This window comes from Streptomyces sp. LMG1-1-1.1, from assembly GCF_040815545.1.
Classification (GTDB): Bacteria; Actinomycetota; Actinomycetes; order Streptomycetales; family Streptomycetaceae; genus Streptomyces.
Genome location: NZ_JBFPNH010000014.1, coordinates 74,715 through 99,248, shown reverse-complemented (window position 1 = coordinate 99,248; position 24,534 = coordinate 74,715). Strand labels below are relative to the sequence as shown.

21 protein-coding genes are annotated in these 24,534 nt (G+C 73.5%); 9 read left to right on the top strand and 12 right to left on the bottom strand.

Annotated elements, in window-relative coordinates:
• Nucleotides 1-97 precede the first annotated feature (97 nt).
• The gene (locus MRBLMG1_RS06105) at nucleotides 98-1,147 is read left to right on the top strand and encodes an ATP-binding cassette domain-containing protein (protein ID WP_367821489.1); all 1,050 of its coding nucleotides are present in this window, start codon (nucleotides 98-100) and stop codon (nucleotides 1,145-1,147) included.
• Nucleotides 1,144-1,992 carry an ABC transporter permease gene (locus MRBLMG1_RS06100; RefSeq protein WP_367821487.1) on the top strand — a complete coding sequence of 283 codons (849 nt, stop codon included), beginning with the start codon at nucleotides 1,144-1,146 and terminating at the stop codon, nucleotides 1,990-1,992. Before MRBLMG1_RS06105 ends, MRBLMG1_RS06100 begins: the two co-directional genes overlap by 4 nt.
• A gap of 13 nt (nucleotides 1,993-2,005) precedes the next feature.
• On the opposite strand, the gene MRBLMG1_RS06095 is transcribed toward MRBLMG1_RS06100, so the two are convergent.
• The 4 genes from MRBLMG1_RS06095 to MRBLMG1_RS06080 all read right to left on the bottom strand — a co-directional run bounded on the left by MRBLMG1_RS06095 (nucleotide 2,006) and on the right by MRBLMG1_RS06080 (nucleotide 8,057).
• Nucleotides 2,006-4,303: a protein kinase domain-containing protein gene (locus tag MRBLMG1_RS06095; RefSeq protein ID WP_367821485.1), complete on the bottom strand. Its 2,298-nt coding sequence runs from the start codon at nucleotides 4,301-4,303 to the stop codon at nucleotides 2,006-2,008.
• Between the two features lie 4 nt (nucleotides 4,304-4,307).
• Nucleotides 4,308-6,848, bottom strand: coding sequence for a protein kinase domain-containing protein (locus MRBLMG1_RS06090; protein ID WP_367821483.1), 2,541 nt, complete (start codon nucleotides 6,846-6,848; stop codon nucleotides 4,308-4,310).
• A gap of 121 nt (nucleotides 6,849-6,969) precedes the next feature.
• Entirely contained in the window at nucleotides 6,970-7,467 is a 498-nt protein-coding gene (gene greA, locus MRBLMG1_RS06085) for a transcription elongation factor GreA (protein ID WP_367821481.1), read from the bottom strand.
• Nucleotides 7,468-7,655: 188 nt separating this feature from the next.
• Nucleotides 7,656-8,057 (bottom strand): DUF4307 domain-containing protein, encoded by a 402-nt coding sequence (locus MRBLMG1_RS06080; protein ID WP_367821479.1) that lies wholly within the window; start codon nucleotides 8,055-8,057, stop codon nucleotides 7,656-7,658.
• A 99-nt stretch (nucleotides 8,058-8,156) separates the two neighbouring features.
• On the opposite strand from MRBLMG1_RS06080, the gene mca reads away from it, so the two are divergent.
• On the top strand, nucleotides 8,157-9,038 hold the full coding sequence (mca, locus tag MRBLMG1_RS06075; RefSeq protein ID WP_367821477.1) for a mycothiol conjugate amidase Mca: 882 nt from the start codon (nucleotides 8,157-8,159) through the stop codon (nucleotides 9,036-9,038).
• Nucleotides 9,031-9,276: a hypothetical protein gene (locus MRBLMG1_RS06070; RefSeq protein WP_367821475.1), complete on the top strand. Its 246-nt coding sequence runs from the start codon at nucleotides 9,031-9,033 to the stop codon at nucleotides 9,274-9,276. The genes mca and MRBLMG1_RS06070 overlap by 8 nt, the downstream gene beginning before the upstream one ends.
• Nucleotides 9,277-9,433: 157 nt before the next feature.
• Here MRBLMG1_RS06070 and MRBLMG1_RS06065 read toward each other — a convergent pair whose 3' ends face one another.
• Nucleotides 9,434-12,658, bottom strand: a complete 3,225-nt coding sequence (locus tag MRBLMG1_RS06065; protein ID WP_367821473.1) for a tetratricopeptide repeat protein — start codon at nucleotides 12,656-12,658, stop codon at nucleotides 9,434-9,436.
• Nucleotides 12,659-12,782: 124 nt separating this feature from the next.
• On the opposite strand from MRBLMG1_RS06065, the gene MRBLMG1_RS06060 reads away from it, so the two are divergent.
• A complete protein-coding gene (locus tag MRBLMG1_RS06060) occupies nucleotides 12,783-14,804 on the top strand; it encodes a thioredoxin domain-containing protein (protein ID WP_367821471.1) in 2,022 nt (673 codons plus the stop codon).
• A 79-nt stretch (nucleotides 14,805-14,883) separates the two neighbouring features.
• Here the strand turns inward: MRBLMG1_RS06060 and MRBLMG1_RS06055 are convergent, their stop codons facing one another.
• Both MRBLMG1_RS06055 and MRBLMG1_RS06050 read right to left on the bottom strand, forming a co-directional pair.
• Nucleotides 14,884-15,291 carry a rodlin gene (locus MRBLMG1_RS06055; RefSeq protein WP_367821469.1) on the bottom strand — a complete coding sequence of 136 codons (408 nt, stop codon included), beginning with the start codon at nucleotides 15,289-15,291 and terminating at the stop codon, nucleotides 14,884-14,886.
• 98 nt (nucleotides 15,292-15,389) lie between these two features.
• A complete protein-coding gene (locus tag MRBLMG1_RS06050) occupies nucleotides 15,390-16,430 on the bottom strand; it encodes an LCP family protein (RefSeq protein ID WP_367821466.1) in 1,041 nt (346 codons plus the stop codon).
• A 118-nt stretch (nucleotides 16,431-16,548) separates the two neighbouring features.
• Here MRBLMG1_RS06050 and MRBLMG1_RS06045 point away from each other — a divergent pair, with 118 nt between their 5' ends.
• Nucleotides 16,549-16,755: a hypothetical protein gene (locus tag MRBLMG1_RS06045; RefSeq protein WP_367821464.1), complete on the top strand. Its 207-nt coding sequence runs from the start codon at nucleotides 16,549-16,551 to the stop codon at nucleotides 16,753-16,755.
• A gap of 69 nt (nucleotides 16,756-16,824) precedes the next feature.
• Here the strand turns inward: MRBLMG1_RS06045 and MRBLMG1_RS06040 are convergent, their stop codons facing one another.
• Nucleotides 16,825-17,235, bottom strand: coding sequence for a rodlin (locus MRBLMG1_RS06040; protein WP_367821462.1), 411 nt, complete (start codon nucleotides 17,233-17,235; stop codon nucleotides 16,825-16,827).
• A 218-nt stretch (nucleotides 17,236-17,453) separates the two neighbouring features.
• Between MRBLMG1_RS06040 and MRBLMG1_RS06035 the strand changes: the two genes are divergently transcribed.
• Together MRBLMG1_RS06035 and MRBLMG1_RS06030 are read left to right on the top strand one after the other, a co-directional pair.
• Complete coding sequence (locus MRBLMG1_RS06035; RefSeq protein WP_367821460.1) at nucleotides 17,454-17,867, top strand: rodlin; 414 nt, start codon at nucleotides 17,454-17,456, stop codon at nucleotides 17,865-17,867.
• Between the two features lie 179 nt (nucleotides 17,868-18,046).
• On the top strand, nucleotides 18,047-18,280 hold the full coding sequence (locus MRBLMG1_RS06030) for a chaplin (RefSeq protein ID WP_367821458.1): 234 nt from the start codon (nucleotides 18,047-18,049) through the stop codon (nucleotides 18,278-18,280).
• A 60-nt stretch (nucleotides 18,281-18,340) separates the two neighbouring features.
• Here the strand turns inward: MRBLMG1_RS06030 and MRBLMG1_RS06025 are convergent, their stop codons facing one another.
• Both MRBLMG1_RS06025 and MRBLMG1_RS06020 read right to left on the bottom strand, forming a co-directional pair.
• Nucleotides 18,341-19,597 carry an FAD-dependent oxidoreductase gene (locus tag MRBLMG1_RS06025; protein WP_367821624.1) on the bottom strand — a complete coding sequence of 419 codons (1,257 nt, stop codon included), beginning with the start codon at nucleotides 19,595-19,597 and terminating at the stop codon, nucleotides 18,341-18,343.
• 35 nt (nucleotides 19,598-19,632) lie between these two features.
• A complete protein-coding gene (locus tag MRBLMG1_RS06020) occupies nucleotides 19,633-20,940 on the bottom strand; it encodes an ATP-grasp domain-containing protein (protein WP_367821456.1) in 1,308 nt (435 codons plus the stop codon).
• Nucleotides 20,941-21,097: 157 nt separating this feature from the next.
• On the opposite strand from MRBLMG1_RS06020, the gene MRBLMG1_RS06015 reads away from it, so the two are divergent.
• Complete coding sequence (locus MRBLMG1_RS06015; RefSeq protein WP_414721495.1) at nucleotides 21,098-22,693, top strand: glycoside hydrolase family 26 protein; 1,596 nt, start codon at nucleotides 21,098-21,100, stop codon at nucleotides 22,691-22,693.
• Between the two features lie 25 nt (nucleotides 22,694-22,718).
• Here MRBLMG1_RS06015 and MRBLMG1_RS06010 read toward each other — a convergent pair whose 3' ends face one another.
• Together MRBLMG1_RS06010 and MRBLMG1_RS06005 are read right to left on the bottom strand one after the other, a co-directional pair.
• Nucleotides 22,719-23,852 carry a GNAT family N-acetyltransferase gene (locus tag MRBLMG1_RS06010; protein ID WP_367821454.1) on the bottom strand — a complete coding sequence of 378 codons (1,134 nt, stop codon included), beginning with the start codon at nucleotides 23,850-23,852 and terminating at the stop codon, nucleotides 22,719-22,721.
• Nucleotides 23,849-24,520 (bottom strand): lipopolysaccharide biosynthesis protein, encoded by a 672-nt coding sequence (locus MRBLMG1_RS06005; protein ID WP_367821452.1) that lies wholly within the window; start codon nucleotides 24,518-24,520, stop codon nucleotides 23,849-23,851. Before MRBLMG1_RS06005 ends, MRBLMG1_RS06010 begins: the two co-directional genes overlap by 4 nt.
• Nucleotides 24,521-24,534: the final 14 nt, after the last annotated feature.

The following is a 24,534-nucleotide window of genomic DNA, read 5'->3' as shown; positions in this document are numbered from 1 at the left end:
GCGGCCGTGTGACGCCGGTCACGAATTCACTGGGCGAGGCGCGCCCCGCACGCCTAGGATCGGACGGAAACGCCCGAATCTCCCCGGGAGAATTCCTATGCCAGGCGCGATCTACGCCGAGGGTCTGGTGAAGACCTTCGGCGACGTACGAGCACTGGACGGCGTCGACCTCGACGTGCCCGAAGGCACCGTCCTCGGCCTGCTCGGCCCGAACGGCGCGGGCAAGACCACCGCCGTGCGCGTCCTGACGACGCTGATCCGGCCCGACAGCGGCCGGGCCCTCGTCGCCGGGATCGACGTGCTCAAGCACCCCGACCAGGTCCGCCGCTCGATCGGCCTGTCCGGCCAGTTCGCGGCCGTCGACGAGTACCTCACCGGCCGCGAGAACCTCCAGATGGTCGGCCGGCTCTACCAGATGAAGGCGAAGGCGGCGAAGGAGCGGGCCGGCGAACTCCTGGACCGGTTCCACCTCGCCGACGCCGCCGACCGCCCCGCCAAGACGTACTCCGGCGGCATGCGCCGCCGCCTCGACCTCGCCGCGGCCCTCGTCGTCTCCCCGCCGGTCATGTTCATGGACGAACCGACCACCGGCCTCGACCCCCGCAACCGGCAGGGCCTCTGGGACGTCATCAAGGAGCTCGTCGCGGGCGGTACGACCCTGCTCCTCACCACCCAGTACCTGGAGGAGGCCGACCACCTCGCCCACGACATCTGCGTCGTCGACCACGGCAAGGTCATCGCGCGCGGCACCGCCGACCAGCTCAAGGCCCAGACGGGCGGCGAGCGCGTCGAGGTCGTCGTCCAGCAGCCCGAGATGATCGGCGGCGCCCGGGACGTCCTCGCCCGCTACGGCATCGCCGGCCTCGGCCACGGCGAGGTGTCCGTGGAGGACCACATCCGCAAGCTCACCGTCCCCGTCGCCGGCGGCGCCAAACTGCTCGCCGAGGTCATCCGCGACCTGGACGCCGTCGGCGTCGAGATCGACGACATCGGCCTGCGCCGCCCCACCCTCGACGACGTCTTCATCTCCCTCACCGGCCACGCGGCCGAGCGCGAGGAAGAGGAGGAGGGCGGCGCGGCGGACGCCACCGGCAGGAGCCGGAAGGACGGGAAGGACCGGAAGGACCGGAAGGAGAAGGCCTCGTGACCTCCCTGACCGACACCGTCTCCGCGGCCCCGAAGCCGCGCGGGGGCATCGCCCAGTCGATCAACGACTCGCTGGTCGTCACCCAGCGCAACCTGATCCGGATGACCCGGATCCCGGAGATGGTCATCTTCGGGCTCATCCAGCCCGTGATGTTCGTCGTCCTCTTCAGCTACGTCTTCGGCGGCTCGATGAGCGTCGGCGGCAACACGAACCCGGCGGTCTACCGCGAGTTCCTGATGGCCGGCATCTTCGCCCAGACCGTCACCTTCGCCACCGCCGGAGCGGGCGCCGGGATCGCCGACGACATGCACAAGGGCCTCGTCGACCGCTTCCGCTCGCTGCCGATGGCCCGCGGCGCCGTCCTCACCGGCCGCACCCTCGCCGACCTCGTCCAGACCGCGCTGACCCTCGTGGTCCTCGCGATCGTCGGCCTCCTGGTCGGCTGGCGCATCCACAACGGCGTCCCCAAGGCCCTCGGCGCCTTCGCCCTGCTCCTCCTCCTCGGCTACGCCTTCTCGTGGATCGGCGCCCTCATCGGCCTCTCGGTCCGCACCCCCGAAGCCGCCACCTCCGGCGGCCTGATCTGGCTGTTCCCGGTCACCTTCGTGTCCAACGCCTTCGTCGACCCCAGCATGATGGCCGACTGGATCCGCCCGATCGCCGAATGGAACCCCTTCAGCGCCACCGTCCAGGCCTGCCGCGAACTCTTCGGCAACCCGGGCGTCGTCCAGTCCGACGCCTGGCCGATGCAGCACCCGGTCTGGGCGTCGATCATCTGGTCGGTCCTGATCATCGGCGTCTTCCGCAGCCTGTCGGTGCGGAAGTACCGCTCGGCGACGGTGTGAGCCGCCGCGTGGCTCAGGGCAGGTAGGCCGAGACGACGAGGCCGTCGGGGAGGGCGAGGAAGACCGCCCCTCCGGCGGCCAGCGCGTCCCCACCGGACTGCGGAGTGGGCGCGCCGTCCGGGGTGTTGGGGCGGTACTCGCCCATGTCGTCGTCGGAGTCGGGACCGGACGCCGGGTAGGTCACCACCCTGTCCTCCGACACGGCCACGACCCGGTCCCCGGCGACGTACACCCGGTCCGTCGAGGTTCCGGCGTCCGCCCGCCACCGCTCCCGCCCGGTCCCCAGGTCGTACGTGATCAGCGTGCCCGCCCCGTCGACCACCGCGACGAGGCCGTCCGCGCCGACGGCCGGCCCGGCCGTCGGATAGCCCCCGCCGCCGCCCAGCGTGCGCAGCGGCTTCAGCGTGCGGGCGTCGAGCACCGCGACCGATCCGTCCGAGCGGCCCGAGCAGAGGACGCTCCCGCTCTCGTCGTGCACCGCGAAGGTGCCGCAGTGCTCCCGCACCCGGATCGGGTCCCGCCCCGTGCCTGCGTCGAACGCCACCGCCTCGTCCGAGCCGAACGCGACGAGCACCTTCCCCGCGCCCACGACGAGCTCTTCCGGCACCCCGTCGAGCGGCGCGCTCCACAGCTGCCGGCGGTCCTTGAGCCGCACGGCGGTGACGAGCCCGGTCCCTTCCTTCTTGATGCCGAAGTACGTCGAGTACAGGACGCCGTCGACGAGATCGGTGTCCTTGATGCCCCACTCGGCGGCCTGCCCGGGGATCCGGCCCTGCGGCTTGCCGTCGGCGAGCCCGTAGACGGCGACCCCGTTCATGTCGGTCACGTACACGGAGTCGCCGACGATCGCCGGATACTTGGGTCCGCTGAGGTCGCTTCCGGCCTGGGCGGGCACCTTCCACACCTTCTTGCCGTCCGCCGCGCCCAGCGCGGTCACCGCCCCGGCGTTGCCGGGGCACACCAGTACCTTCGGCGAGAGGGCGCAGGCCCCGACCCCCCGATCCACCTCGGCGGTCCAGGGTGCCCAGCCGGCCGGGCGGTAGGCGCGGTCGGTGCCGGCCTTGCCGAAGTCGTTGGTGTGGCCCGCGGAGCCGTACGGCAGGACGACCCGGCTCAACGCGACGGGGGTCGAGGCGCCGGGTCCGGCGCCGGTGCTCGTGCCGGGCGGCGACCCGGCGGCCCCGCCGGCGGACGTGCCGCCCTCCCCGCCGCCCCGGTTCACGAGCACCACGCCCACCGTCGCCACCACGGCCACCGCCACCGCGCCCGCCACGACCGCGCCCCAGGGGCGGCGCCGGACGGGGGCCGCCGGGACCACCGGCCGGTCGGTCACGGCGGTGGGGGAGTAGGGGACCACCGGGCCGAGCGTCGGCAGGTCGGCCACGCCCGCGCCGGAGCCCGCCGCCTCCCCGACGCTCCGGGCCGCCTCCCCGTACTCGGCGAGCAGCGACAGCACCCCGCCGGGCCAGGGGAAGACGTCGGGCTCCTCGTCGTCGAGGAGCCCGACCAGCTCCGCCGCCGACGGCCGCTCGGCCGGGTCGAGCAGCAGGCAGCGCTCCACCACCGGACGCAACTCGTCGGGCACGCCGGCGAGGTCGGCCTCGGCCCGGCTGATGCGGTAGATCACCGCGGCCATCTCGTCGTCGTGGAAAGGCCCTCGGCCGCTCGCCGCGAACGCGAGCACCGCGCCCAGGCAGAACACGTCGGAGGCCGGCACCACCGCCCGGCTCCCCACCAGGTGCTCCGGCGACATGAACCCGGGCGAGCCCACCACCAGACCGGTCGACGTCAGCGCCGTCGCCTCGAAGGCCTGCGCGATGCCGAAGTCGATGAGCTTCGGCCCGGCCGCGCCGAGCAGCACGTTCGCCGGCTTGAGGTCCCGGTGCAGCACCTCCACCCCGTGCACGTCCGCCAGCGCCCCGGCGAGCGCGGCCCCGAGGGCCCGCACGGCGGCCACGGGCAGAGCCCCGGACCGTACGACGGCCTCCGCGAGCGACGGCCCCGGCACGTACTCCGTCGCCAGCCACGGCGAGGGCGCGTCGGCGTCCGCGTCCACGAGCCGCGCCACCCCGGGCCCGTCGACGGTCCGCGCCGCCGCGATCTCCCGCCGGAACCGCGTCCGGAAGTCCGCGTCGACCTCCAGCTCCTCCCGCACGGTCTTCACCGCGACCATCCGGTACGGGTCGGCCGTCGGCGCGTCCGCCCGGCACGCGAGGTGCACCTCGCCCATGCCGCCCGCGCCGATGCGGGCGAGCAGCCGGTAGGGGCCGACGAGACGCGGGGGCTGCCCGGCGGGCATCGCTTCCAGCACCGGACTACTCCTTCTCGCCGGGGAGTTCGACGGCGGCGACGACGCCCTTGTCGAAGACGACGTACGCGATCCCGCCGACGGGCAGCACCTCCGGCCGCCTGATCTGCTTGTGGAGGAACTCGCCCCAGTTCGGGTCGTAGCCGTCCTCCTCGGCCCGCGGCCCCGGCGCCCCCGGCACCGGCGTGGCCTGGATCGCGCCGGGCTTGCCGTCGGCGCCGATCCGCACGGTGTACAGCGACGAGTAGTCGGCGTAGACGACCCGGTCGCCCGCGAGCAGCGGCGTGGACCAGCTCTGGGCCAGGCCTGCGGGGGCCGCCTTGAGCGGGAAGGAGGCGAGCGTCTCGCCGGTGCGCGGGTCGAGCACCCGCAGGCCCTTGCCCCAGGTCACGACGGTGTGCGGGCCGACCGCCGTGGGCGCGGCCTTGGCGAGCTGACCGGGCAGCGACGCCTTCGTGGCGAGGGTGCGGGCGTCGAGCAGGTGCACGTCCGTGCCGGAGTCGGTGCCGTATCCGGCCTCGGCGCAGTACGCCGACGTGCCCGACACCTTGAGCTCGTGGCAGGCCTTGGCGTCCTGGTCGACCTGGCCGAGCAGGGTGCCCCGCTTCCCGTCGTACGCCACGAGCCCGCCCTGGCTGAGGGCGTAGACGACGCCCCGGGCGTAGGCGACCGGTTCGTACGACTGGCGCTCGGCGGAGGAGATCACCTCGTTGGTGAGTTCCTTCGACCAGAGTTCCCGCCCGTCGGCCAGGGAGAACGCCGTCAGCGCGGAGCGGGTGGAGTTCACGTCCTGCGTCACCTCCGTGGCGGCGAAGACCATGCCGTCGGCGACGACGGGCCGCGTGTCCCAGAAGCCCTGCGGCCCCATGGCCGGTTTGTCCCAGCGCACCGCTCCCGTGCGGGCGTCACGGGCCTGGAGCGACGCGCCCGCGACGAGGACGACCGTCCCGTCGTGGACCGTGGGGCGCGTGGCGCTCCCGCCCGTGAAGGGGTATCCGGTGGGGCTGACGTACGTCTCGCCCGGCGTGTCCTTGGGCCGCGCGACGTCCCACAGCTTCTTCCCGCTCGCCGGGTCCAGCGCCTCGTACCGCCCGTCCGTCGTCCGGCAGACCAGCACCTTGTCGCCGGCCGAGCAGCCGAAGGCCGGGGCGGTCAGCTGGGTGTGCCAGGACTTCCAGCCGACCGGCCGCTGGGCGGCGTTCTGCGGGACGACCCCGGAGGCGTCGGCGAGGCCCCGGTCGTCGACGCCGGGGACGCGGGGCCCGGCGGGCGGTGCGGCCTTGGCGGGGGCCTGCGGCTTCCCCGGTTCCGGCCACAGCAGGTACGTGCCGACGCCTCCGGCCACGACGGCGAGGGCGAGCACGGCGGCGACGACCCGTCCCCGGCGCCGGCGCGGGGGTGCGGCGGGCCGGGCGACCGGCGCCTGGGTCGGTACGGAGTGCAGGCCGGGCACGGCCGGGGTGACGACGGGCCCGGACGCGGGCGCCGCCTCCAGGAGCGGCCCGCCCGAGGCCACCAGCTGGGCGAGCTCCCGCCCGTACGCGCCGATGTGGTCGTGTACGCCCTCCGGCCACGGGAAGACCTTCGCCGCGGCGCCGGGCGCGAGCCGCTCCACGAGCCGCTGCGGTGTCGGCCGGGCCTCCGGGTCGAGGGCCAGGCAGGCGGCGACGGTCCCGCGCAGCTCGTCCGGCACCCGGCTCAGGTCGGCCTCGGCCTGCGAGACGCGGTAGAGGACGGCGGCCAGCGGCCCGTCGCCGAAGGGGTCCTCGCCGGTCGCCGCGTAGCAGAGGAGCGAGCCGAGGCAGAAGACGTCGGACGCGGCGGTGACGTGCCGGGCCCCGGCCACGTGCTCGGGGGACATGAAGGAGGGCGTGCCGACCATCAGGCCGGTCGCGGTCATGGTGGTGGCGGTGTTGCTGCGGGCGATGCCGAAGTCGATGAGGCGGGGGCCGTCGACGGAGAGCATGACGTTGCCCGGCTTGAGGTCCCGGTGCAGGACCCCGGCCCGGTGCAGGTCGGCCAGGGCCCGGGCGACGTCCGCGCCGAGCGCCCGCACGGTGGCGACGGGCAGCGCGCCGCCGCGCCGCACGGCCTGGGAGAGGCTGGGCCCGGGCACGTACGCGGTGGCCAGCCAGGGCACCTCGGCGTCGGCGTCGCCGCCGACGGGCGCGGCCGCGTACCGGCTGTCGACGAGCCCCGCGACCCTGATCTCGCGCCGGAAGCGGTCCCGGAAGGCCGGGTCCCCGGCCACGTCGCGCCGGACGGTCTTCACGGCGACGAAGGTGCCGGTCACCGGCCGGCCGACGGCGGAGGCCCCGGCCCCCGACTCGACGCCGGGCCCGGCCCCGCCCCCCGTCTCCGCCGCTTCGGCCCCGGTCCCGGCCCCGACCCCCGCCCCGGCCCCGGCCCCGACCTCGGTTTCCGTCGGTTCGGCGGCCCGCCCGAGGAACACCTCGCCCATCCCGCCGGCGCCGAGCCGGGCGAGCACCTCGTACGGTCCGATCTGTCGTGGCGCGCCCTCGCGCAGCGGTCCCAGCACCTCGTCCATCCCCCCTGCAGACGTGTGACGTGACGTGTGTGACGCGACGTCAGGCCGCATCATTGCATGTGCATGCAGCACGAAGGGCCGGCCCCCGGTGGGGGCCGGCCCTTCGTGGAAGACGTGCGGATCAGCCGCTGTACGGCTTGGCGCTGAGGATCTTCACCGTGGCCTTCTTGCCGTTCGGCAGCTCGTACTGCGCGTCGTCACCGGCCTTCTTGCCGTTGACGCCGACACCGAGCGGCGACTGCGGCGAGTAGGTCTCGATGTCGCCGCTCGCGTACTCGCGGGAGGCGAGCAGGAAGGTCATCGTGTCGTTCTCGTCGCCGTCGAAGGCGATCGTGACGACCATGCCGGGCTCGACGATGCCGTCGTCCGCCGGGGCCTCGCCGACCTTGGCGTGCTGGAGCAGCTGGGTGAGCTGACGGATCCGGAGCTCCTGCTTGCCCTGCTCCTCCTTGGCCGCGTGGTACCCGCCGTTCTCGCGCAGGTCGCCCTCTTCGCGTGCCGCGGCGATCTTGACCGTGATCTCGGTACGCGCGGGACCAGACAGGTACTCAAGCTCGTCCTTGAGCTTGTTGTACGCCTCCTGGGTGAGCCAGGTGACGTTGTCGCTGGTCTGGGTCACGGGTGCTCCTCGTAGGTACTGGGAATACAAAGCATCGCCCTACACGGAATGCATGGCGTCCCGGGTGGGCGAAAGCACGAGCCTAACAATGAGTGGCGAAAAGCGGGAGGACATAAACCATAAGGATGGCGTCACCCCAGGTCACGGTGGTGACCCGCCGGGACTCGTCACCCGGTCCCTACCCACCGCTACGGCGCCGTACACCCGATCAGCTCGGCACTGGTCGCGCGGGCGGTGGTGCGGAGCGAGAAGACGGTGTCGACCCGGGTGGCGGGGTCGTCGATCCGAACGTCCTTGCGGGCCACCTCGGTCCCGTCCTCGGCGCGGGAGCGCAGCGTGCAGACGCCCTTGACGCCCTCGTCCTTGCGGACCTCCAGGTGGACCTGGACCTCGGTGTCGCTCACCACGTCGAACTTGATCATCTCGGCGCTGATCTTGTTGTCGACGACGTAGTACCAGCCGAACCAGCCCATCAGCGCGAGGAAGAGGACGCCGAGCACGGCGCCGACGATCCTGAGCTTGCGGTCGGCCCGCTCGTCCGCGGAGCGCCCGTAGCGCCCCTCGGGCAGCTGCTCTCGCACCGCGCTCATGATCGATCCTCTCGAAGCCGGGGGTGGCGGAATTTTCACTCCCCCGATTCCGTCACTATAGAGAACCTGGCTCCGCGTCGAATCACTGAGGATCGAGTCTTGACTGACCAGCTGCGACTGATGGCCGTCCACGCCCACCCCGACGACGAGTCGAGCAAGGGTGCGGCGACGATGGCCAAGTACGTGTCCGAGGGGGTGGACGTCATCGTGGTGACGTGCACGGGCGGCGAGCGCGGCTCGGTCCTGAACCCCCAGCTTCAGGGCGACCCCTACATCGAGGAGAACATCCACGAGGTCCGCCGCAAGGAGATGGACGAGGCCCGCGCGATCCTCGGCGTCTCCCAGGAATGGCTCGGCTTCGTCGACTCCGGCCTGCCCGAGGGCGACCCGCTGCCCCCGCTCCCGGAGGGCTGCTTCGCCCTGGAGGACGTGGACACGGCCGCCGGCGAGCTGGTCCGCAAGATCCGCTCCTTCCGTCCGCAGGTCGTCACGACCTACGACGAGAACGGCGGCTACCCGCACCCCGACCACATCATGACCCACAAGATCACGATGGTGGCCTTCGACGGTGCGGCCGACGCCGACAAGTACCCCGAGGACGAGTTCGGCCCGCTCTGGCAGCCGCTGAAGCTGTACTACAACCAGGGCTTCAACCTCCCCCGCACCACCGCCCTCCACGAGGCGCTCATCGGCCGCGGCCTCGAGTCCCCCTACGCGGAGTGGATCGACCGCATGAAGGAGTTCGAGCGCAAGCCCCGCACGCTGACCACCTTCGTGCCCTGCGCCGACTTCTTCGAGACCCGCGACAAGGCCCTCATCGCCCACCGCACCCAGATCGACCCCGACGGCGGCTGGTTCCGGGTCCCGCTGGAGATCCAGAAGGAGGTCTGGCCCACGGAGGAGTACGAGCTCAGCAAGGCGCTGGTCCCGACCTCCCTCCCCGAGGAAGATCTCTTCGCGGGCATCCGCGACAATGCCTGACATGAGCGCACACCTGGCACTGACCCAGCTTGTCCCCTTCGCCGCCGAAGAGCTGGACAAGAACAAGGTGACCCCCGGCGTCCTCGGCTTCGTCGTCTTCGCGGCCCTGGCCCTCGCGGTCTGGATGCTGATGAAGTCGATGAACCGGCACATGGGCAAGGTCTCCTTCGAGGAGGCCCCCGACCCGGCCGCCGGCGAGACCACCCCCGGCACGCCGACGGGCACCTCCGCCAAGTGACCGCACCGCCCCCCGTCCCGTACCCGACCGGTACGGGACGGGGGGCGGCTCCGTGCGGGCCTCCCCACGGCGTGCCCTCACCGATCAGGCCGGGCTCGCCGGGACCGCCTCAGGGCGTGTCCTGCCGAGCATGCCGGCCTGATCGGCAACTCACCCCCTACGCCCCCGGCACCCCCAGCACCTCACGGGCGTGCCGGTTCGGCACCATGCCCAGGTCCCAGGCCTGCCAGGGCGCCGACGCGGGGACACCCCGGCCGAGCACCACGGCGTAGGCCTCGGCGCAGTCGTCCAGCCGCGGATCACGGGCCGGATGCCGGTCGGCGACCAGCGCGGCGAGCTCCTCGCGGGCCGACGCCGTCCCCGGCTCGGGAGCGCCCGGAGCCGCGTGGGGGAGCAGGGTGCAGCGCAGGAAGCGGGCCCAGTCGGCGCCCCGCAGGTCGCCGTACGTGCCGAACAGGGCCCGCGCCTCGTCGCACAGGCCCAGCGCCTGCGGCACCCGCGCGTTGCCCGCGTCGATGATCGCCAGCTCCAGGCACGTCCAGGCCTCCCCGTGGGCCACCCCGATCCGGTGGAAGTCCGCCCGCGCGTCCACCAGGAGCTGCCGGGCGAAGCCCGAGTTCCGCAGCCCGCCCGTGCGGGCCGCGAGCTGGTCCCGGGTGACCCGGCCCGAGTGGTGCCGGGCACTGGCCAGGCCGTACACGTCCCGCATCCGGGAGAACATCGTCCGGGCCCGGCCCAGCTCCCGCACCGCCTCGTCACGGTCGCCGCGCTCCTCCAGGGCGTGCCCCAGGTGGTACAGCGTCCACGCCTCGCCCCGCGCGTCCTCCTGCTCGCGGTGCCGGGCGAGCGCCCCGCGCAGCTCCTCGACCGCCGGCTCCGCGTCCCCGGCCGCCAGCCGCGCCCGGGCGAGCTGGGTCAGCGCCCACGCCTCGCCGCGACCGTCATGGATGCGCCCGTAGTCGTCGAGGGCGCCCCGCAGCTCGCCCTCGGCACCCGCCACGTCACCCCGCAGCAGCAGCACCTGGCCCCGCTGGAAATGCGCCCAGGCCTCGCCGTGCAGGGATTCGTGCTCCCGGTGCAGGGCGAGCGACCGGTCCAGCAGGCCCGCCGCCTCCGCCAGGTTCCCCCGGTCCCGCTCCACGGCCGCGAGCGCGTGCAGCGTCCACGCCCGGTCGGCGGCGAGCGCCTCCGGCTCCTGGAGGACGAGCGCCTCCCGCAGCCGCGCCGCCGCCTCCGCGAGCCGCCCCTGGTGGTGCAGGGTGATGCCGAGCGAGCAGAGCGCGAGCGCCGCCCCCGGGTCCTGCCGGGCCTCCTGGTAGAGCGAGACGACGGACGTCAGCGTTGTCCGCGCCTTGTCGAGCTCGCCGAGCTGCCGGGCCGCGATGCCGGTCCGCCACTGCACCGAACGGGACAGCTGGCCCTGCCCGACGGACTCGGCCAGCTCGTTGATCTCGCCGAGCCGGTAGAGGTCGCCGCGCAGCAGGCAGTAGTCGCACAGCGCGCCCAGCAGCCCGAGGACGGTCTGCTGGTCGACGCCCTCCGCGTGCCGCAGCGCCGCCGTGATGAAACTGGTCTCCTCGTCGAGCCAGCTCAGGGCCGCCTCGAGCGACCCGAAACCGTGCCCGTCGAACCGGTCGGCGCGCGTCGACATCTTGCCGTCGACCATCCGGATCACCGCGTCCGCCAGCTCCGCGTAGTTGCGGATCAGTCGCTCCTGCGCCGCCGCGACCTCCGCCGCGTCCTCCTCGTCCAGGAGCCGCACCGCCGCGAAAGCGCGCACCGCGTCGTGCAGCCGGTACCGCTCGCCCCGCACGTGGTCGAGCAGCCCCGCGTCGGCCAGCTCCCGCAGCAGCCGCGCCCCCTCCGGGCCGTCCGCGCCGAGCAGCGCCCCCGCCGCGGCCGCTCCCAGGGACGCCCGCCCGGCCAGCGCGAGCCGCCTGAGCAGCCGCCGCGCGTCGTCGTCGAGACCGGCGTGGTACCGCGCGGACAGGGCGCGCCCGACGGGATCGGGCTCCCACCCCGGACGCGCGAGCAGCTCCGCGAGCTCGTCCATCGGGCGCCGCCCGAGCTGGGAGCCCGCCACCCGCAGGGCCAGCGGAAGCCCGCCGCACAGCTCCCGGATCCGCTCGGCGGCGGCCGCGTCGTACGGCCCGGGGTCGGGCGCCCCCGCCGCCGCCCGCAGCAGCTCCTCCGCCCCGCCCGCGTCCAGCGCCGCCACCGGCAGGACGTGCACGTCGGCCGGGACGTCGGGGCCCAGGTCCAGCGGCTCCCGGCAGGTCACCAGGACCAGGCTGTCGGAGCGCTCCGGCAGCAGGGCCCGCACCTGGGCCGCGTCCACGGCGTCGTCCAGGATCACCGTCACCGGCACCCCGGTCAGCTGCCGCTGGTACAACTCCGCGAGCCGCGCCACCTGTTGGTCGGCCGTCGAGCCCTCCCGGAACAGCAGCCGGTCGCGCGGCGCGCCCAGCCGGTTCAGCAGGTGCAGCAGCGCCTCACGGGTCGACACCGGCCGCTCGCCGGTCGCGGCGCCCCGCAGGTCCACCACGCACGCCCCGCGGAACTGGTCCCGCAGCGCGTGCGCCGCCCGCACCGCGAGCGCCGTCCGCCCCGACCCCGGCTCGCCGTGCAACAGCACCACCGTCGGCCGGGTCGCCGCCGACGCCCGCCCCGTCTGCACCCACCGCGTGATCCGGGCCAGCTCCTCCCGCCGCCCCGCGAACACCCCGCCCGGGTCCGGCAGATGACCGAACGAACGCTCCAGGACGGCACGCTGCCGGGCGGCCGCACTCCGGTCGGCCCCCCGCAGCCGGTCGCCCCGCACCTGCCGCGGCACCGCCACCGCGACGTCCGGCGGCGCTGCCGCCCGCTGCCGCTCCAGGAACGGCCGCACGGCCCGCGCCTCCAGCGCGGTCAGCCACTCCGCCCTCAACCCGTCGGCAGCGGCGGAGAATCCACCGGCGGCGACCGGCCGGGGCCCCGCCGTCACCCTCAGCACGGTCGCCGCCGCGCCGGCCACCGCCACCACGGCGCCCGCGCCGAACGCCGTCCCCGTCGCCGTGCCGAGCGCCAGGTCCGCGCCGACGGCCGCGGCCGCCGCGACCCCGGCGACCAGTGCCGGAGCGCCCACCGCGGGCCCGGTGAAACGATCCGCCCACCGCGGCCGCCCGACACCCGGCTTCCCCGCCGGCACCTCCGAGGCCTCCAGGGCCGCCAGGAAGGCCGTGTACTCCGCCTCCGCGCTCGCCGCCATCGACTCCAGCGCCGCCCGGCCCCGCGCGAGCAGCACCTCGGCGGGCAGGGCCCGCCCGCCGGAGCCGCGTACCTCCTCCGCGACGAGCCGCTCCAACAGCCGTTCGACCACGGCCCGATGACTCTCCCGCATGTGCGTCCCCCTCCGCGCGCGCCGGTGAACCCGGCCCCGAGTCGTCCGGGCCCAGTGTCCTGCGCGGCGCGCGTCGGCGCGAGAGAGCGGAGAAAGGAGGAGACGGCTGCGGCAGGATGGGCCCATGCCGAACCGACTGGCCCATGAGACCTCCCCCTACCTCCTGCAGCACGCCGACAACCCGGTCGACTGGTGGCCGTGGTCGGCCGAGGCCTTCGAAGAGGCCCGTCGCCGCGACGTCCCCGTCCTGCTCAGCGTCGGGTACAGCTCCTGCCACTGGTGTCACGTCATGGCGCACGAGTCCTTCGAGGACGACGCCACCGCCGCCCTGGTCAACGAGCACTTCGTCGCCGTCAAGGTCGACCGCGAGGAACGCCCCGACGTCGACGCCGTCTACATGGAGGCCGTCCAGGCCGCCACCGGCCAGGGCGGCTGGCCGATGACCGTCTTCCTCACCCCCGACGCCGCCCCCTTCTACTTCGGTACGTACTTCCCGCCCGAGCCCCGCCACGGCATGCCCTCCTTCCCCGAGGTCCTCGAAGGCGTCCGGGACGCCTGGACCGGCCGCCGCGAGGAGGTCGGCGAGGTCGCCGACCGGATCGTCAAGGACCTCGCCGGCCGCTCCCTCGCCTACGGCGGCGACGGCGTCCCCGGCGAGGAGGAGCTCGCCCAGGCACTCCTCGGCCTCACCCGCGAGTACGACGCCACCCGCGGCGGCTTCGGCGGCGCCCCCAAGTTCCCGCCGTCGATGGCCCTGGAGTTCCTGCTCCGCCACCACGCCCGTACGGGCTCCGAGGGCGCCCTCCAGATGGCCGCCGACACCTGCGAGGCGATGGCCCGCGGCGGCATCTACGACCAGCTCGGCGGCGGCTTCGCCCGCTACGCCGTCGACCGCGCCTGGGTCGTCCCTCACTTCGAGAAGATGCTGTACGACAACGCCCTGCTCTGCCGCGCCTACGCCCACCTGTGGAAGGCCACCGGCAGCGACCTGGCCCGCCGGGTCGCCCTGGAGACCGCCGACTTCCTCGTCCGCGAACTCCGCACCCCCGAGGGCGGCTTCGCCTCCGCCCTCGACGCCGACTCCGAGGACGGCACCGGCAGGCACGTCGAGGGCGCCTTCTACGTGTGGACCCCCGGGCAGCTCGCCGAGGTCCTCGGCGCGGACGACGCCGCCCTCGCCGCCGCCCACTACGGCGTCACCGAGGACGGCACCTTCGAACACGGCAGCTCCGTCCTCCAGCTCCCCCAGCAGGCGGGTCCGGCCGACGCCGAACGGATCGCGTCGATCGCGGCCCGGCTCCTCGCCGCCCGCGAGGAGCGCGCCCGCCCCGGCCGCGACGACAAGGTCGTCGCCGCCTGGAACGGCCTCGCCATCGCCGCCCTCGCCGAGACCGGCGCCCTCTTCGACCGGCCCGACCTCGTCGAGCGCGCCACCGAGGCCGCCGACCTGCTCGTCCGGGTCCACATGGACGAGCAGGCCCGGCTCAGCCGCACCTCGAAGGACGGCCGCGCCGGCGCCAACGCCGGAGTCCTCGAGGACTACGCCGACGTCGCCGAGGGGTTCCTCGCCCTCGCCGCCGTCACCGGCGAAGGCGCCTGGCTGGAGTTCGCCGGCTTCCTCCTGGACATCGTCCTCGACCGCTTCGTCGCCGAGGGCGGTGCGCTGTACGACACGGCCCACGACGCCGAGGCCCTCATCCGGCGCCCCCAGGACCCCACCGACAACGCCACCCCGTCCGGCTGGACCGCCGCCGCCGGAGCACTGCTCTCCTACGCGGCGCACACCGGATCCGAGGCCCACCGCGCCGCCGCCGAAGGAGCGCTCGGCGTCGTCAAGGCCCTCGGCCCGCGCGCGCCCCGCTTCATCGGCTGGGGACTCGCCGTCGCCGAGGCCCTCCTCGACGGGCCCCGCGAGATCGCGGTCGTGGGCGCCCCCGGCGACGACGCCTTCCAGGAGCTGCGCCGTACCGCGCTCCTGGCCACCGCCCCCGGCGTGGTCGTCGCCACCGGCACCCCCGACAGCGAGGAGTTCCCGCTCCTGAAGGACCGTCCGCTGGTGGGCGGACGACCGGCCGCGTACGTCTGCCGTCACTTCACCTGCGACGCCCCGGTCACCGACCCGGCCGAGCTGCGCCGCGCGCTCTGACCCCGGCGCGGAACGGGGACGGCCCCGCCACCCCTCCGAGGAGGGGCGGCGGGGCCGCACCGTCGCCGAGCGGCGTCGCTCAGCTGTTGCCGGCGCCGTTGCCGGACAGCACGGGGATGTCGCTGAGGATGTGCGACAGCGGCTCGTCACCCTTGGCCTGGGTGGAGTTCTCGGTGCACTGCTGGTTCTGCGGGGAGGACAGGACGTTGACGTCCTGGACCGCGATCGGGATCAGACCGACGAGCGAACCGGCGTTGACCTTGGCCGGCAGGCCCACGCACGGCTTGTTCAGGGAGCCCTGGACCAGCGCGAACTGGGGGCTCATGTCGCCGTGGGTGCTGGAGTTGCCGAACTCCTGGTGGGCACCGTTGCCCGACAGCGAGGTGGTGCCGCCGTCGTCGGCGATCGCCAGCGCCTGACCGGCACCCGCCGCCGTCGCGCCGAGAACGGACGCTGCCACGGCAGCCGTCGCCAAGAGCTTCTTCATTGTGGAGGCCTTTCGGATACTGGCTCGATCGATGAGTGCCGAGCCGCGCTGATCAACTGGTCAGAGGCCCGGAGGTTCCGGGAAGTCCACCGGACGGACTACGGGCAGATGAGCGAAGACCCCGGCGCGGGCCGGTACGTGGCCACCGGGATCTCGCTCGGCGCCACGGCCCCGGCCGCGGGCAGCGGCCGGTCCTCGCGCAGCCGCCCGAAGACCTCCGCGGCCCCTTCCTCGTCCCACGCGAGCGTCGACCCGACTCCGGCGATGTCCGGGTTGAATCCCCGCACGGGCACGGTCGAGAACTCCGTCCGGTCCGGAGGCAGGTCCTTCAGGCGGGTGGCGAGCGTCAGCAGCTCCGCCGTCGAGACGCCCCGCTCGACGGCGGCGGTGCCGCGCAGCGTCGCGGCGAACACCTCCAGCGCCGCCGGGTCGTCCAGGACGCCCTCCCGGAGCCGCTCCAGGGTGTTCACCACGAACTTCTGCTGCTTCCGGATGCGCCCGAAGTCCATCTGCCCGTCGGCCCGCCGAGACCGCACGTACTGGAGCGCCTCGCCGCCGGCGACCCGCGTGGTGCCGGGCTTCAGGTCGATGCCGGTGACCGAGTCCTTGAGCGGCTCGACCGTACAGACGGGCACTCCGCCGTCGACGCGGTCGACGGTGTCCATGAAGCGCCGGAAGTCGATCTCCAGGTAGCGGTGGACGGGGAGCCCGGTGATCGACTCGACGGTCTCCACCGTGAAGGCCGGGCCGCCCTCCGCCCAGGCGTTGTTGATCTTCGCGGGGTGTGCGGCGTGCAGCTTTCCGGTACGCCGGTCGCGGTGCTGGTCGGGGAAGGTGGTGAGCGAGTCGCGCGGCAGGCTCACGACGCTGACCCGGTCGTTCGCCGCCGACACGTGCACCAGCATGATCACGTCCGTGCAGTCGCACTCCTGCCCGCCCAGGCGGAAGCGTTCCTTCTCCTGCTCGGTGACGCCCTTGCGGCTGTCGACGCCGACGACCAGGAGGTTCAGCCCCTGCTCGGGGGAGGGAAGGTCGGACGGGACGACGGCGAGGGCACCGGGCGCGAGAGCGGCGAGAGCCGTGAAAGCCGCCGAGGCGAGCAGCGCACGGCGCAGCCCCCGGGGACGCGGGAATTTCATGTCCGCACGCTATTTCGACCCCGCTCGCACACAGGTACGCGACGCGACATGAACAGGGCGAATCACTCTCCTGCGGCGCCTGTGGAATGATGCGGGAATCGCAGCGGAAGGAGCGAAGATGGCGCCGGATCCCGGAAAATGGGAACGGATGGCCTTCATTCCGAAGAGCCGATATGTGAGTGAACCGACCCCTCCCGACCGCACGCCATTCCCGGTGTATTCCGCCCTGGTGGCCCAGTGGACGCAGGCGGGGCGCACGGTCCCGGGCATGCCGGACCGCGAGTGGGAGCGCCTGATGGCCGCGCCGGTCTGGCCGACCTGGTGACAACGCGAAAGGGGCCGCCCCGGAGGGCGGCCCCTGACGTGTGAACGTCGACGCGCGAAGCGCGGAACGTCAGTTGTTGCCGACGCCGTTGCCCGACAGGACCGGGATGTCGTCCAGGATGTGCGAGAGCGCCTCGTCACCCTTGGCCTGGGTGGAGTTCTCGGTGCACTGCTGGTTCTGCGGGGAGGACAGGACGTTGATGTCCTGGACGGCGATCGGGATGGCACCGATCAGCGAACCGGCGTTGACCTTGGCCGGGAGGCCCACGCACGGCTTGTTCAGGGAGCCCTGGACCAGCGCGAACTGGGGGCTCATGTTGCCGTAGGTGGCGGAGTTGCCGTACTCCTGGTGCGCGCCGTTGCCCGAGAGCGACGTGGTGCCGCCGTCGTTGGAGATGGCGAGCGCAGGGGAGGCCACGGCGGCGGTGGCGCCGACGATGGAGACGGCTGCGGCCGCGGTGGCCATAACCTTCTTGATCACGGGAGTTCCCTTCTAGAACCGGCTCCGTGCAGGGAGCTGCCTGATCAACTGCCCCCGGACGCAAGGGTTCCGCGGTGTCACTCCCTTGGGGGAGCGCACGTGGCAGCGCGCAACGCGGGCCCAGTCGAACGGGTGAAGTGCCGGAACCAAAGCCGTCGCGCGCAGTTGATCCCGTCGCATCAATCAGGTCGATTGGTGGGAACAGGAACGGAATCACCGTGATCAAGAAGATTATGGCGGCTGCGGCTGTTACGGCCTCTGTTGTCGGCGCTTCTGCTGCGGCGGCCTCCCCGGCGCTCGCCATCGCCGACGACGGCGGCACGACCTCGCTGAGCGGCAACGGCGCGCACCAGTCCTTCGGCAACTCGAAGACGACCGGTGACATGAGCCCGCAGTTCTCGGCCGTTCAGGGCTCGCTGAACAAGCTCTGCCTGGGCGCCCCGGTCAAGGGCAACGTCGGCTCGGTCGTCGGCGTCCTCGTCCCGGTCGCGGTCCAGGACATCAACGTCCTGTCCTCCCCGCAGAACCAGCAGTGCACCGAGAACTCCACCCAGGCCAAGGGTGACGAGCCGCTCTCGCACATCGTCGAGGACATCCCGGTCCTCTCCGGCAACGGTGCCTACAACGGCTGATCCGCAGAGCCCGCGCGACAGGGCCGGAGGGGACGGTGACGTTCCCCTCCGGCCCTGTTCCGTGCGGGCAATGGGGTGAAAGAGGAAACTCCCCCGCCGTTTCGGTTTCCTTTTCGAGGCGAGTTCGTTGTCTTGTGTGCTGCGGAAATGTATTCCGCCGAAGAAAGGATCCAGACGAAATGAACTGCAAGAAGGCTGCGGCCGTCATCGCCGGAATCGTCATGGCCATGGGTGCCGCGTCGCCGGCCTTCGCGGACGCGGACGCGCACGGTGCGGCGATCGGTTCGCCGGGCGTCCTGTCCGGCAACGTCGTCCAGGTCCCGATCCACGTGCCGATCAACGTCTGCGGCAACAGCGTGAACGTCATCGGCCTGCTGAACCCGGCCGTCGGCAACACCTGCGTCAACGCCTGATCCCAGGGCACCACGGGGGCCGGGCCCGGAGAGTGGACGCTCTCCGGGCCCGGCCCCCGGTCATGCCGTGACCGGTGCCTTCCCGCCCGTACGCGGCCGGCCCACCGCCCCGCCCGGGCCCCCCGCCCGCAGCCGCTGCCGTACGCCCTTCACCAGGCGTCCCGCCGTGTACTCGGCGCCGAGGACGAACCGCATCGACGGGCCGTACGAAGGGGCGGTGAGCAGTCCGGCGAGGAAGAGGCCGGGCCACGACGACTCGAAGAGGCCGCCGACCTCCGGCGCGCCGCCCGCGCCGACCGTGCGCAGGGCGCCACGCAGCGCGGGGGAGAGCACGCCGGCCCGGTCCAGGCTCGGGGTGAAGCCGGTGGCCGCGATGACGTGGTCGGTCTCCAGGACCGTCGTCCCCTCGGGCCCGGCGACGTCGATCCGCAGCCGCCCGGCGCCGGTCACCGAGGCGGAGGTGATCCGCTGCCCGAGGCGTACGTTCCCGATCGCCGCGAACCGCTCGCGGAGCCACCAGGCGCCCGCCGGGCCGAGCGCCGAGTCGAAGATCCGCTCGCGGGTGGCGGCCGGCAGGCGCCGGAAGACGCCCGGGGTGTCCGCGTACAGCTTGTTCTTCCAGCCGCAGCCCAGGCCCGTGTGCGGGGCGCGCAGCGCGGGCCAGAGGCCGCGGTCGAGGGCCGGGGGCAGGGTGTTCCAGTGCAGCCGGTCCGCGCGGGCGACGATCCGCACGGTGGCGGCGCCCTGCTCGGTGAGGAGCGCGGCGGTCTCCAGAGCGGCCTGGCCGGCCCCGACGACCGTGACGTCCAGGCCGGCGAAGCCGTCCAGTTCGCCGTGGTGGCTCGAATGGGTGACGTACCGCCGGGGGAGTCCGCGCAGCGGGCCCGGGATCTCCATGAACGGCAGGACGCCGACGGCGAGCGCCACCGTCCGGGCGCGGAGGGCCTCGCCGTCCGCGGTCCGCAGCTCGAAGCCCCCGGCACCCGGGGCCACCGACGCGATCAGGCGCTCGTCGAGCGCCGGCACGGCCCGCCGGGCGAACCAGTCGCCGTACGCGGCGAAGAAGTCGACCGGCAGCGGCACGCCGTGGGCGGCGCGGACGCCCCTGGCCGCCGCGTAGGCGTCGAGTCCGTACGCCCCCTCCGGGTCGGAGAGGTGGGAGGCCCACGGCTCCGACTTCAGGAACATGCCCGAGGGCATGGCGTGCCAGGACGCCATCGAGCGGCCGAAGGTCCGGAGGTGCAGTCCGCGGGCCGCCGCGTGCGCGGCCACGGACAGTCCGTAGGGTCCGGCCCCGACGACCACCAGGTCGTACATCGGCTTCGACGACTTCGACATCGTGCCTTCCGCCTTCATCGTGGGGTGAGCTGGTGGGAGGAGGTGCGGGCCCCCGGCGCCGACGGGGTGCCCGGCGGAGGCGTACGTCTCGCCCCGAACAGTCCGCGGAGCGCGGTCAGCACCCTGCGCAGCAGGTGGGTGCCCCAGGCGCGGCCCATGGCGAGCGCGGGACCCGGGTCGTCCGCCACCCACCACGCGAACTCGGTCCGCTGCCGCGCGGCCCCCGGCTCGGCCGCGTACCGGCGGCGCGGCGAGGCCAGGAGCGAGAGCGCCGTGTAGTTCTCGACCAGGAACCGGCGGCCGTACGCGGGGGAGTGCGGCGGCACCGGGCGCCCGGTGAGGTCGAGGTGGAGCGCCCGGACCACGTCCAGGCCGTCCGGGTCGGTGAACAGCCGGAACTGGGCGCCGGGCCGGGGGTTGAAGTCGAGCAGGTGGTACGCGCCGGTCGCCCGGTCGAGGCGGAAGTCCAGATCGCACACGCCCCGGTAGCCGAGAGCGTCGAGCAGCTCGCGGGCGGTCCGCTCGACGGCCGGGTTCACGGTCCAGCGGCCCACGGCGGTGAGTCCCGCCCCGTCCGGCCAGGACCGCTCCTTGCGGCCCGACGACCCGGTCGTGCAGCGGCCCACGGAGTCCACGTACCCGTGGAAGAACCAGTCCAGGTCCCGGCCCGCCGGAAGGAGTTCCTGGAGCAGCAGCCGGCTGCCGGCCTCCGGGGTGCGGGCGTACAGCTCCCGTACCTCCGCCAGCGACCGGACGATCGTCGTGCTGCGCAGCCCGCCGCCGGCCGGCAGCAGCCACGGCCGGCTCCACTTGGCGATCACCGGCAGGCCGAGCGACCACGCCATGGCGGCGGCCTCGTCGGCGCCGGCGGGCAGTTCGGTCCGAGGATGCGGCAGGCCGAGCGCCGCGCAGGTCTCGGCGAGCGCCCCCTTGTCCGCGACCCGGAGCAGCTGCTGCTCGGTCTGCTCGGGCAGCAGGAAGCGCGGGCCGAGTTCGTCACGGTGGCGGGCCAGCGCGAGGGCGCTGACGTCGTCCAGCGGCACGGGCAGCACGGCATGTGACGGCCCGTCGGTGATCTCGCCGGCCATCCGCTCCAGCAGTCCCGCCAGCTCGGCGGCGGAGGTCGCCGCGGGGCGTGCGAGGGCCGAACGGAGATAGCGGGAGCGGGTGACCGGACTGGTGCTCGATTCGACGACGGCGTGGACCGGAATTCCCGCCCGTCCCAGCGAGCGCGTGGCGCCGAGGGTGCCGTGATGAAAGGGGTTCCGGTCGAGCCGCACCAGGACGGCGGGGACGCGGGTGTCGAAACTCTGGCGCAGCACGGCATGCCCTTCTTCTCGGGTGCCCCAACTGGGCGATGAAATCCTCTAATGGACTACTGATCAGAGGGAAGCCGAGTTCACGGTCGGCTCATTAGGAATACTTTCGGAGCATCGGATTGACGGATCATCAAAAAGTGAACGACGCTAAGGAGCGGCCATGGGAGCTGCGTACCGGAGAACATCGAGAACGTGGCTGGGGGTGTTCACCGCCGGTCTCCTCGCCACGGGCTCAGTAGTCCTCTCGTCCCCCGCCCACGCCACCGACTCCGTCACGGCGAAGGACCCCGCACCGACACTCGCCGGCGCCATGGGAGCCTTCCTCGACTCGGGCGCGCTCGGGGTCGCCCGCATCGGGGAGCTGGAGCGGTGGCTCGGAGGCCACGAGCTCCGCGTCGGCCACACCTACCTGCCCGGCGAGCAGTGGCGCAGCATCGAGGGACCCCCCGGCTTCCTCGACGCCTGGGCCGACTGGCGCAACGAGAAGGCCGACCGCCTCTTCGTCCTCAACGTGCCCATGCTGGAACGGAACGAGGCCGGCGTCTCCGACCACGAGGTCCGCCGCCAGCTCCAGCTCGGCGCCGCCGGCTACTACGACCACCACTTCAAGACCCTCGCCGAGCGGCTCGTCCGACTGAACACCGCAGACACCGTCGTCGTCCTCGGCTGGGAGATGAACGGCACCACCTACACCCACCGGTGCGCCCCCGACCCCACCGCCTGGAAGAAGTACTGGAACCGGATCGTCGCCGCGATGCGGTCCGTGCCCGGCCAGAAGTTCCGCTTCGACTTCAACCCGAGCCGCGGCCGCGACGCCATCCCGTGGACCGAGTGCTACCCGGGTGACGACGTCGTCGACATCATCGGCATGGACTCGTACGACCAGCCCCCGGGAATGAGTTTCGACCAGCACGTCAGCGAGCCCTACGGGCTCCAGAAGCAGGTGGATTTCGCCGCCGAGCACGGAAAGCAGATCTCCTATCCCGAATGGGGCCTCTTCCGGAACGGTGACAACCCCACGTACATGCGGCGCATGTTGGAATGGATGACGCTGCACAAACCGCTGTACCACACGATCACCGATTACTGTCCGCACGGCGTCTGGCAGTGCGACGACAATCCGCAGTCCTCGCTCGTCTTCCGCCAGATGCTGTACGGAACCGAACCGGAAATCCCGACCGAGCCGACGGACCCGGTGGACCCGACGGATCCGACCGACCCGGTGGACCCGACGGATCCCACGGACCCGGTCGACCCGACGATCCCAGAGCCGAAACCCGAGCCGAAGCCCGAGCCCAAGCCTGAGCCCAAGCCGGAACCGAAGCCTGAGCCCAAGCCCGAGCCGAAGCCCGAGCCGAAGCCTGAGCCCAAGCCCGAGCCCGAGCCCAAGCCTGAGCCCAAGCCGGAACCGAAGCCCGAGCCCAAGCCCGAGCCCAAGCCGGAACCGAAGCCTGAGCCCAAGCCTGAGCCCAAGCCCGAGCCGAAGCCCGAGCCCAAGCCCGAGCCCAAGCCGGAACCGAAGCCCGAGCCGAAGCCCGAGCCGAAACCTGAGCCCAAGCCGGAACCGAAGCCCGAGCCGAAGCCGGAGCCCAAGCCGGAACCCAAGCCCGAGCCCAAGCCGACCTGCTGGACCGTGAACCTCGGTTCGTGGGTGGAGAGTTGGATCGGTGGGCCGGTCTGTGTGCCGAAGGACTCGTGGAAGGACGAGGTCGATCTCGACTGGAAGGACGCGCTGAAGGGGGTCTGGCCCTTCTGACCGGAGCGCGCGGCGGTGGCGGAGGTCATCCGCCGCCGCGCGGCGCGCGGCCGGGGAGCCGGTCGAGGGCGTGCCGGATCCAGGCGTGGCGGCGGACCCGGCCGGCGGCCCAGCGGCGGGCGTCGGCGGCGCCGGCGCGGAGCCAGAGCAGCGGGGCCGTACCGCGACCGGTGAGGAGGAGGCGCCGGTTGCGGACGGGCTCGGGGCGCCAGTGCTGTTTGTACGGCTCGCTGCCCCGCAGCATGCTGAGGGTGGCGCGGCCGCCGGCGCTCGTCTCGGCGGCCCCGTGGCGGAGGAGCATGGCGGCGACGTCGACCTTGCGGGCGCGGAGGGCCGGGTCGGCGCCGTACAGGTAGCCGCCGGCGAGCCGGGGGGACATGAGGGTGAGGTCGGCGGCGACCACGTCCCCGGCGAGCCGGAACTCGGTGACCATCGCGTCGCCGCGCTCGACCATGGGCCGGACGGCCCGGGTGAGGTGCTGGGCGAACCGGCGGCTGGTGTGCTCGGCGGTCACGCCGCGGCCCTGCCACTGGAGCCGGTGGAGCGTGAGGAGCCGGTCGAGGGCGGCCGGGACCTCCTCCCCGGTGACGATGTGAGTGTCGATGCCGAGCGCGTCCAGCTTGCGGAGCTTGGCGCGGACCCGCTGGGCCTTCCCGGAGGGGATCCGTGCGAGCAGCCCCTCCATGGGAACGGCGGGCAGCTCCAGGCACAGCGAGTCGGGCAGCCGCCGGCGCGGGCCCCGCCAGTGGGCGAAGACGCGTTCGCTGGCCGCCCCGGGCCGCACCTCCCGCAGGTCGATGACCGCGCCCCGGGCCGCCCGGGCGAGCCCCCTGGCCAGGGCCGGCACGGCCTCGGGGCAGTCGTCGTCGAGGAGGACGTCCGTGAAGTCGGTGATGGTGCCGCCGAGCTGGGTGAGGACGGGCAGCGGCCCGCGGGCCCGCATCAGGGGCGCGGCGGCGACGAGTTCGCCGTCGTCCCGTCGCACGAGCACCACCCGCAGCGCGCCGGGACGGCCGTACGAGAGCCACCAGGAGTGCAGCCAGGAGTGGGACTGGAAGGGGGTCGCGGAGGAGCAGCGGCCGTACAGCGCCGTCCACTCGGCAGCGAGGCGGCCGAAGCCCTCCTCGTCACGGCAGACCTCGGTCCGCAGGGCTGTCACACCGCCTCCGGCTGGTGCGTGGCGGCCGCCGGGGCGGGCACCGGGGCGGACGCGGCGGGGGCCTGGCGTGAGTGCCGCGCCTCGCCGCGGGCGGCGGCGCGCTTCGGCCGGACCAGGAGGACCAGGCCGCCCAGGAGCCCGCCCGCACAGCCGCCGACGAGCGCGGAGAGCGGCGCGGAGGGGGAGACCGGGGTGACGGGCTTGGTGGCGCGGGAGAACTGGACGACCTTCACGCCGGTGCTGCCCGCGACGTGCGTGCTGTTCAGGACCAGCGCCCGGGCCACTCCGTCGGCCATGGACACCGCCTTCGAGGGCTGCTCCGCGCGGGCCGTGATCGAGATCATCGGGGCGTCCGGGGAGGTCGCCGCCTGCACGCTCCTGCGCAGGGTTTCGGCGGTGACCCCCGCCCACACCTGGGCGTCGCCGGTCACCGCGATGTCGGTGGCGACCCGCCCGTACGCCTGGGCGAAGCCGAGCGCCGCCGCCGGGTCCGACTTCTCGGCCGGTACGACGATGACGTAACTGGTCGCCGCGTACTGCGGGGTCTTCAGGGCCCCGTAACCGCCGCCCAGGGCGGCCCCGGCGAGCACGGCGGCGGGCAGGACCGCCCAGCGGCCCGGTGACCGCAGGCCGGCGGGGAGGTGGGCACGGGGTGGGGTGGTCTTCATGGGTGCGGGCTCTC

What these genes read in the sequence shown, in the direction of transcription:
- MRBLMG1_RS06025 (WP_367821624.1), bottom strand. Translation starts at nt 19,597, where the DNA reads ATGTACGACCTGGTGGTCGTCGGGGCCGGACCCTACGGACTGTCCGTG.
- MRBLMG1_RS06055 (WP_367821469.1), bottom strand. Translation starts at nt 15,291, where the DNA reads ATGAAGAAGCTCTTGGCGACGGCTGCCGTGGCAGCGTCCGTTCTCGGC.
- MRBLMG1_RS06105 (WP_367821489.1), top strand. Translation starts at nt 98, where the DNA reads ATGCCAGGCGCGATCTACGCCGAGGGTCTGGTGAAGACCTTCGGCGAC.
- MRBLMG1_RS06005 (WP_367821452.1), bottom strand. Translation starts at nt 24,520, where the DNA reads ATGAAGACCACCCCACCCCGTGCCCACCTCCCCGCCGGCCTGCGGTCA.
- MRBLMG1_RS06045 (WP_367821464.1), top strand. Translation starts at nt 16,549, where the DNA reads ATGGCGCCGGATCCCGGAAAATGGGAACGGATGGCCTTCATTCCGAAG.
- MRBLMG1_RS06080 (WP_367821479.1), bottom strand. Translation starts at nt 8,057, where the DNA reads ATGAGCGCGGTGCGAGAGCAGCTGCCCGAGGGGCGCTACGGGCGCTCC.
- MRBLMG1_RS06060 (WP_367821471.1), top strand. Translation starts at nt 12,783, where the DNA reads ATGCCGAACCGACTGGCCCATGAGACCTCCCCCTACCTCCTGCAGCAC.
- MRBLMG1_RS06015 (WP_414721495.1), top strand. Translation starts at nt 21,098, where the DNA reads ATGGGAGCTGCGTACCGGAGAACATCGAGAACGTGGCTGGGGGTGTTC.
- MRBLMG1_RS06030 (WP_367821458.1), top strand. Translation starts at nt 18,047, where the DNA reads ATGAACTGCAAGAAGGCTGCGGCCGTCATCGCCGGAATCGTCATGGCC.
- MRBLMG1_RS06065 (WP_367821473.1), bottom strand. Translation starts at nt 12,658, where the DNA reads ATGCGGGAGAGTCATCGGGCCGTGGTCGAACGGCTGTTGGAGCGGCTC.
- MRBLMG1_RS06090 (WP_367821483.1), bottom strand. Translation starts at nt 6,848, where the DNA reads ATGGACGAGGTGCTGGGACCGCTGCGCGAGGGCGCGCCACGACAGATC.
- MRBLMG1_RS06070 (WP_367821475.1), top strand. Translation starts at nt 9,031, where the DNA reads ATGCCTGACATGAGCGCACACCTGGCACTGACCCAGCTTGTCCCCTTC.
- MRBLMG1_RS06050 (WP_367821466.1), bottom strand. Translation starts at nt 16,430, where the DNA reads ATGAAATTCCCGCGTCCCCGGGGGCTGCGCCGTGCGCTGCTCGCCTCG.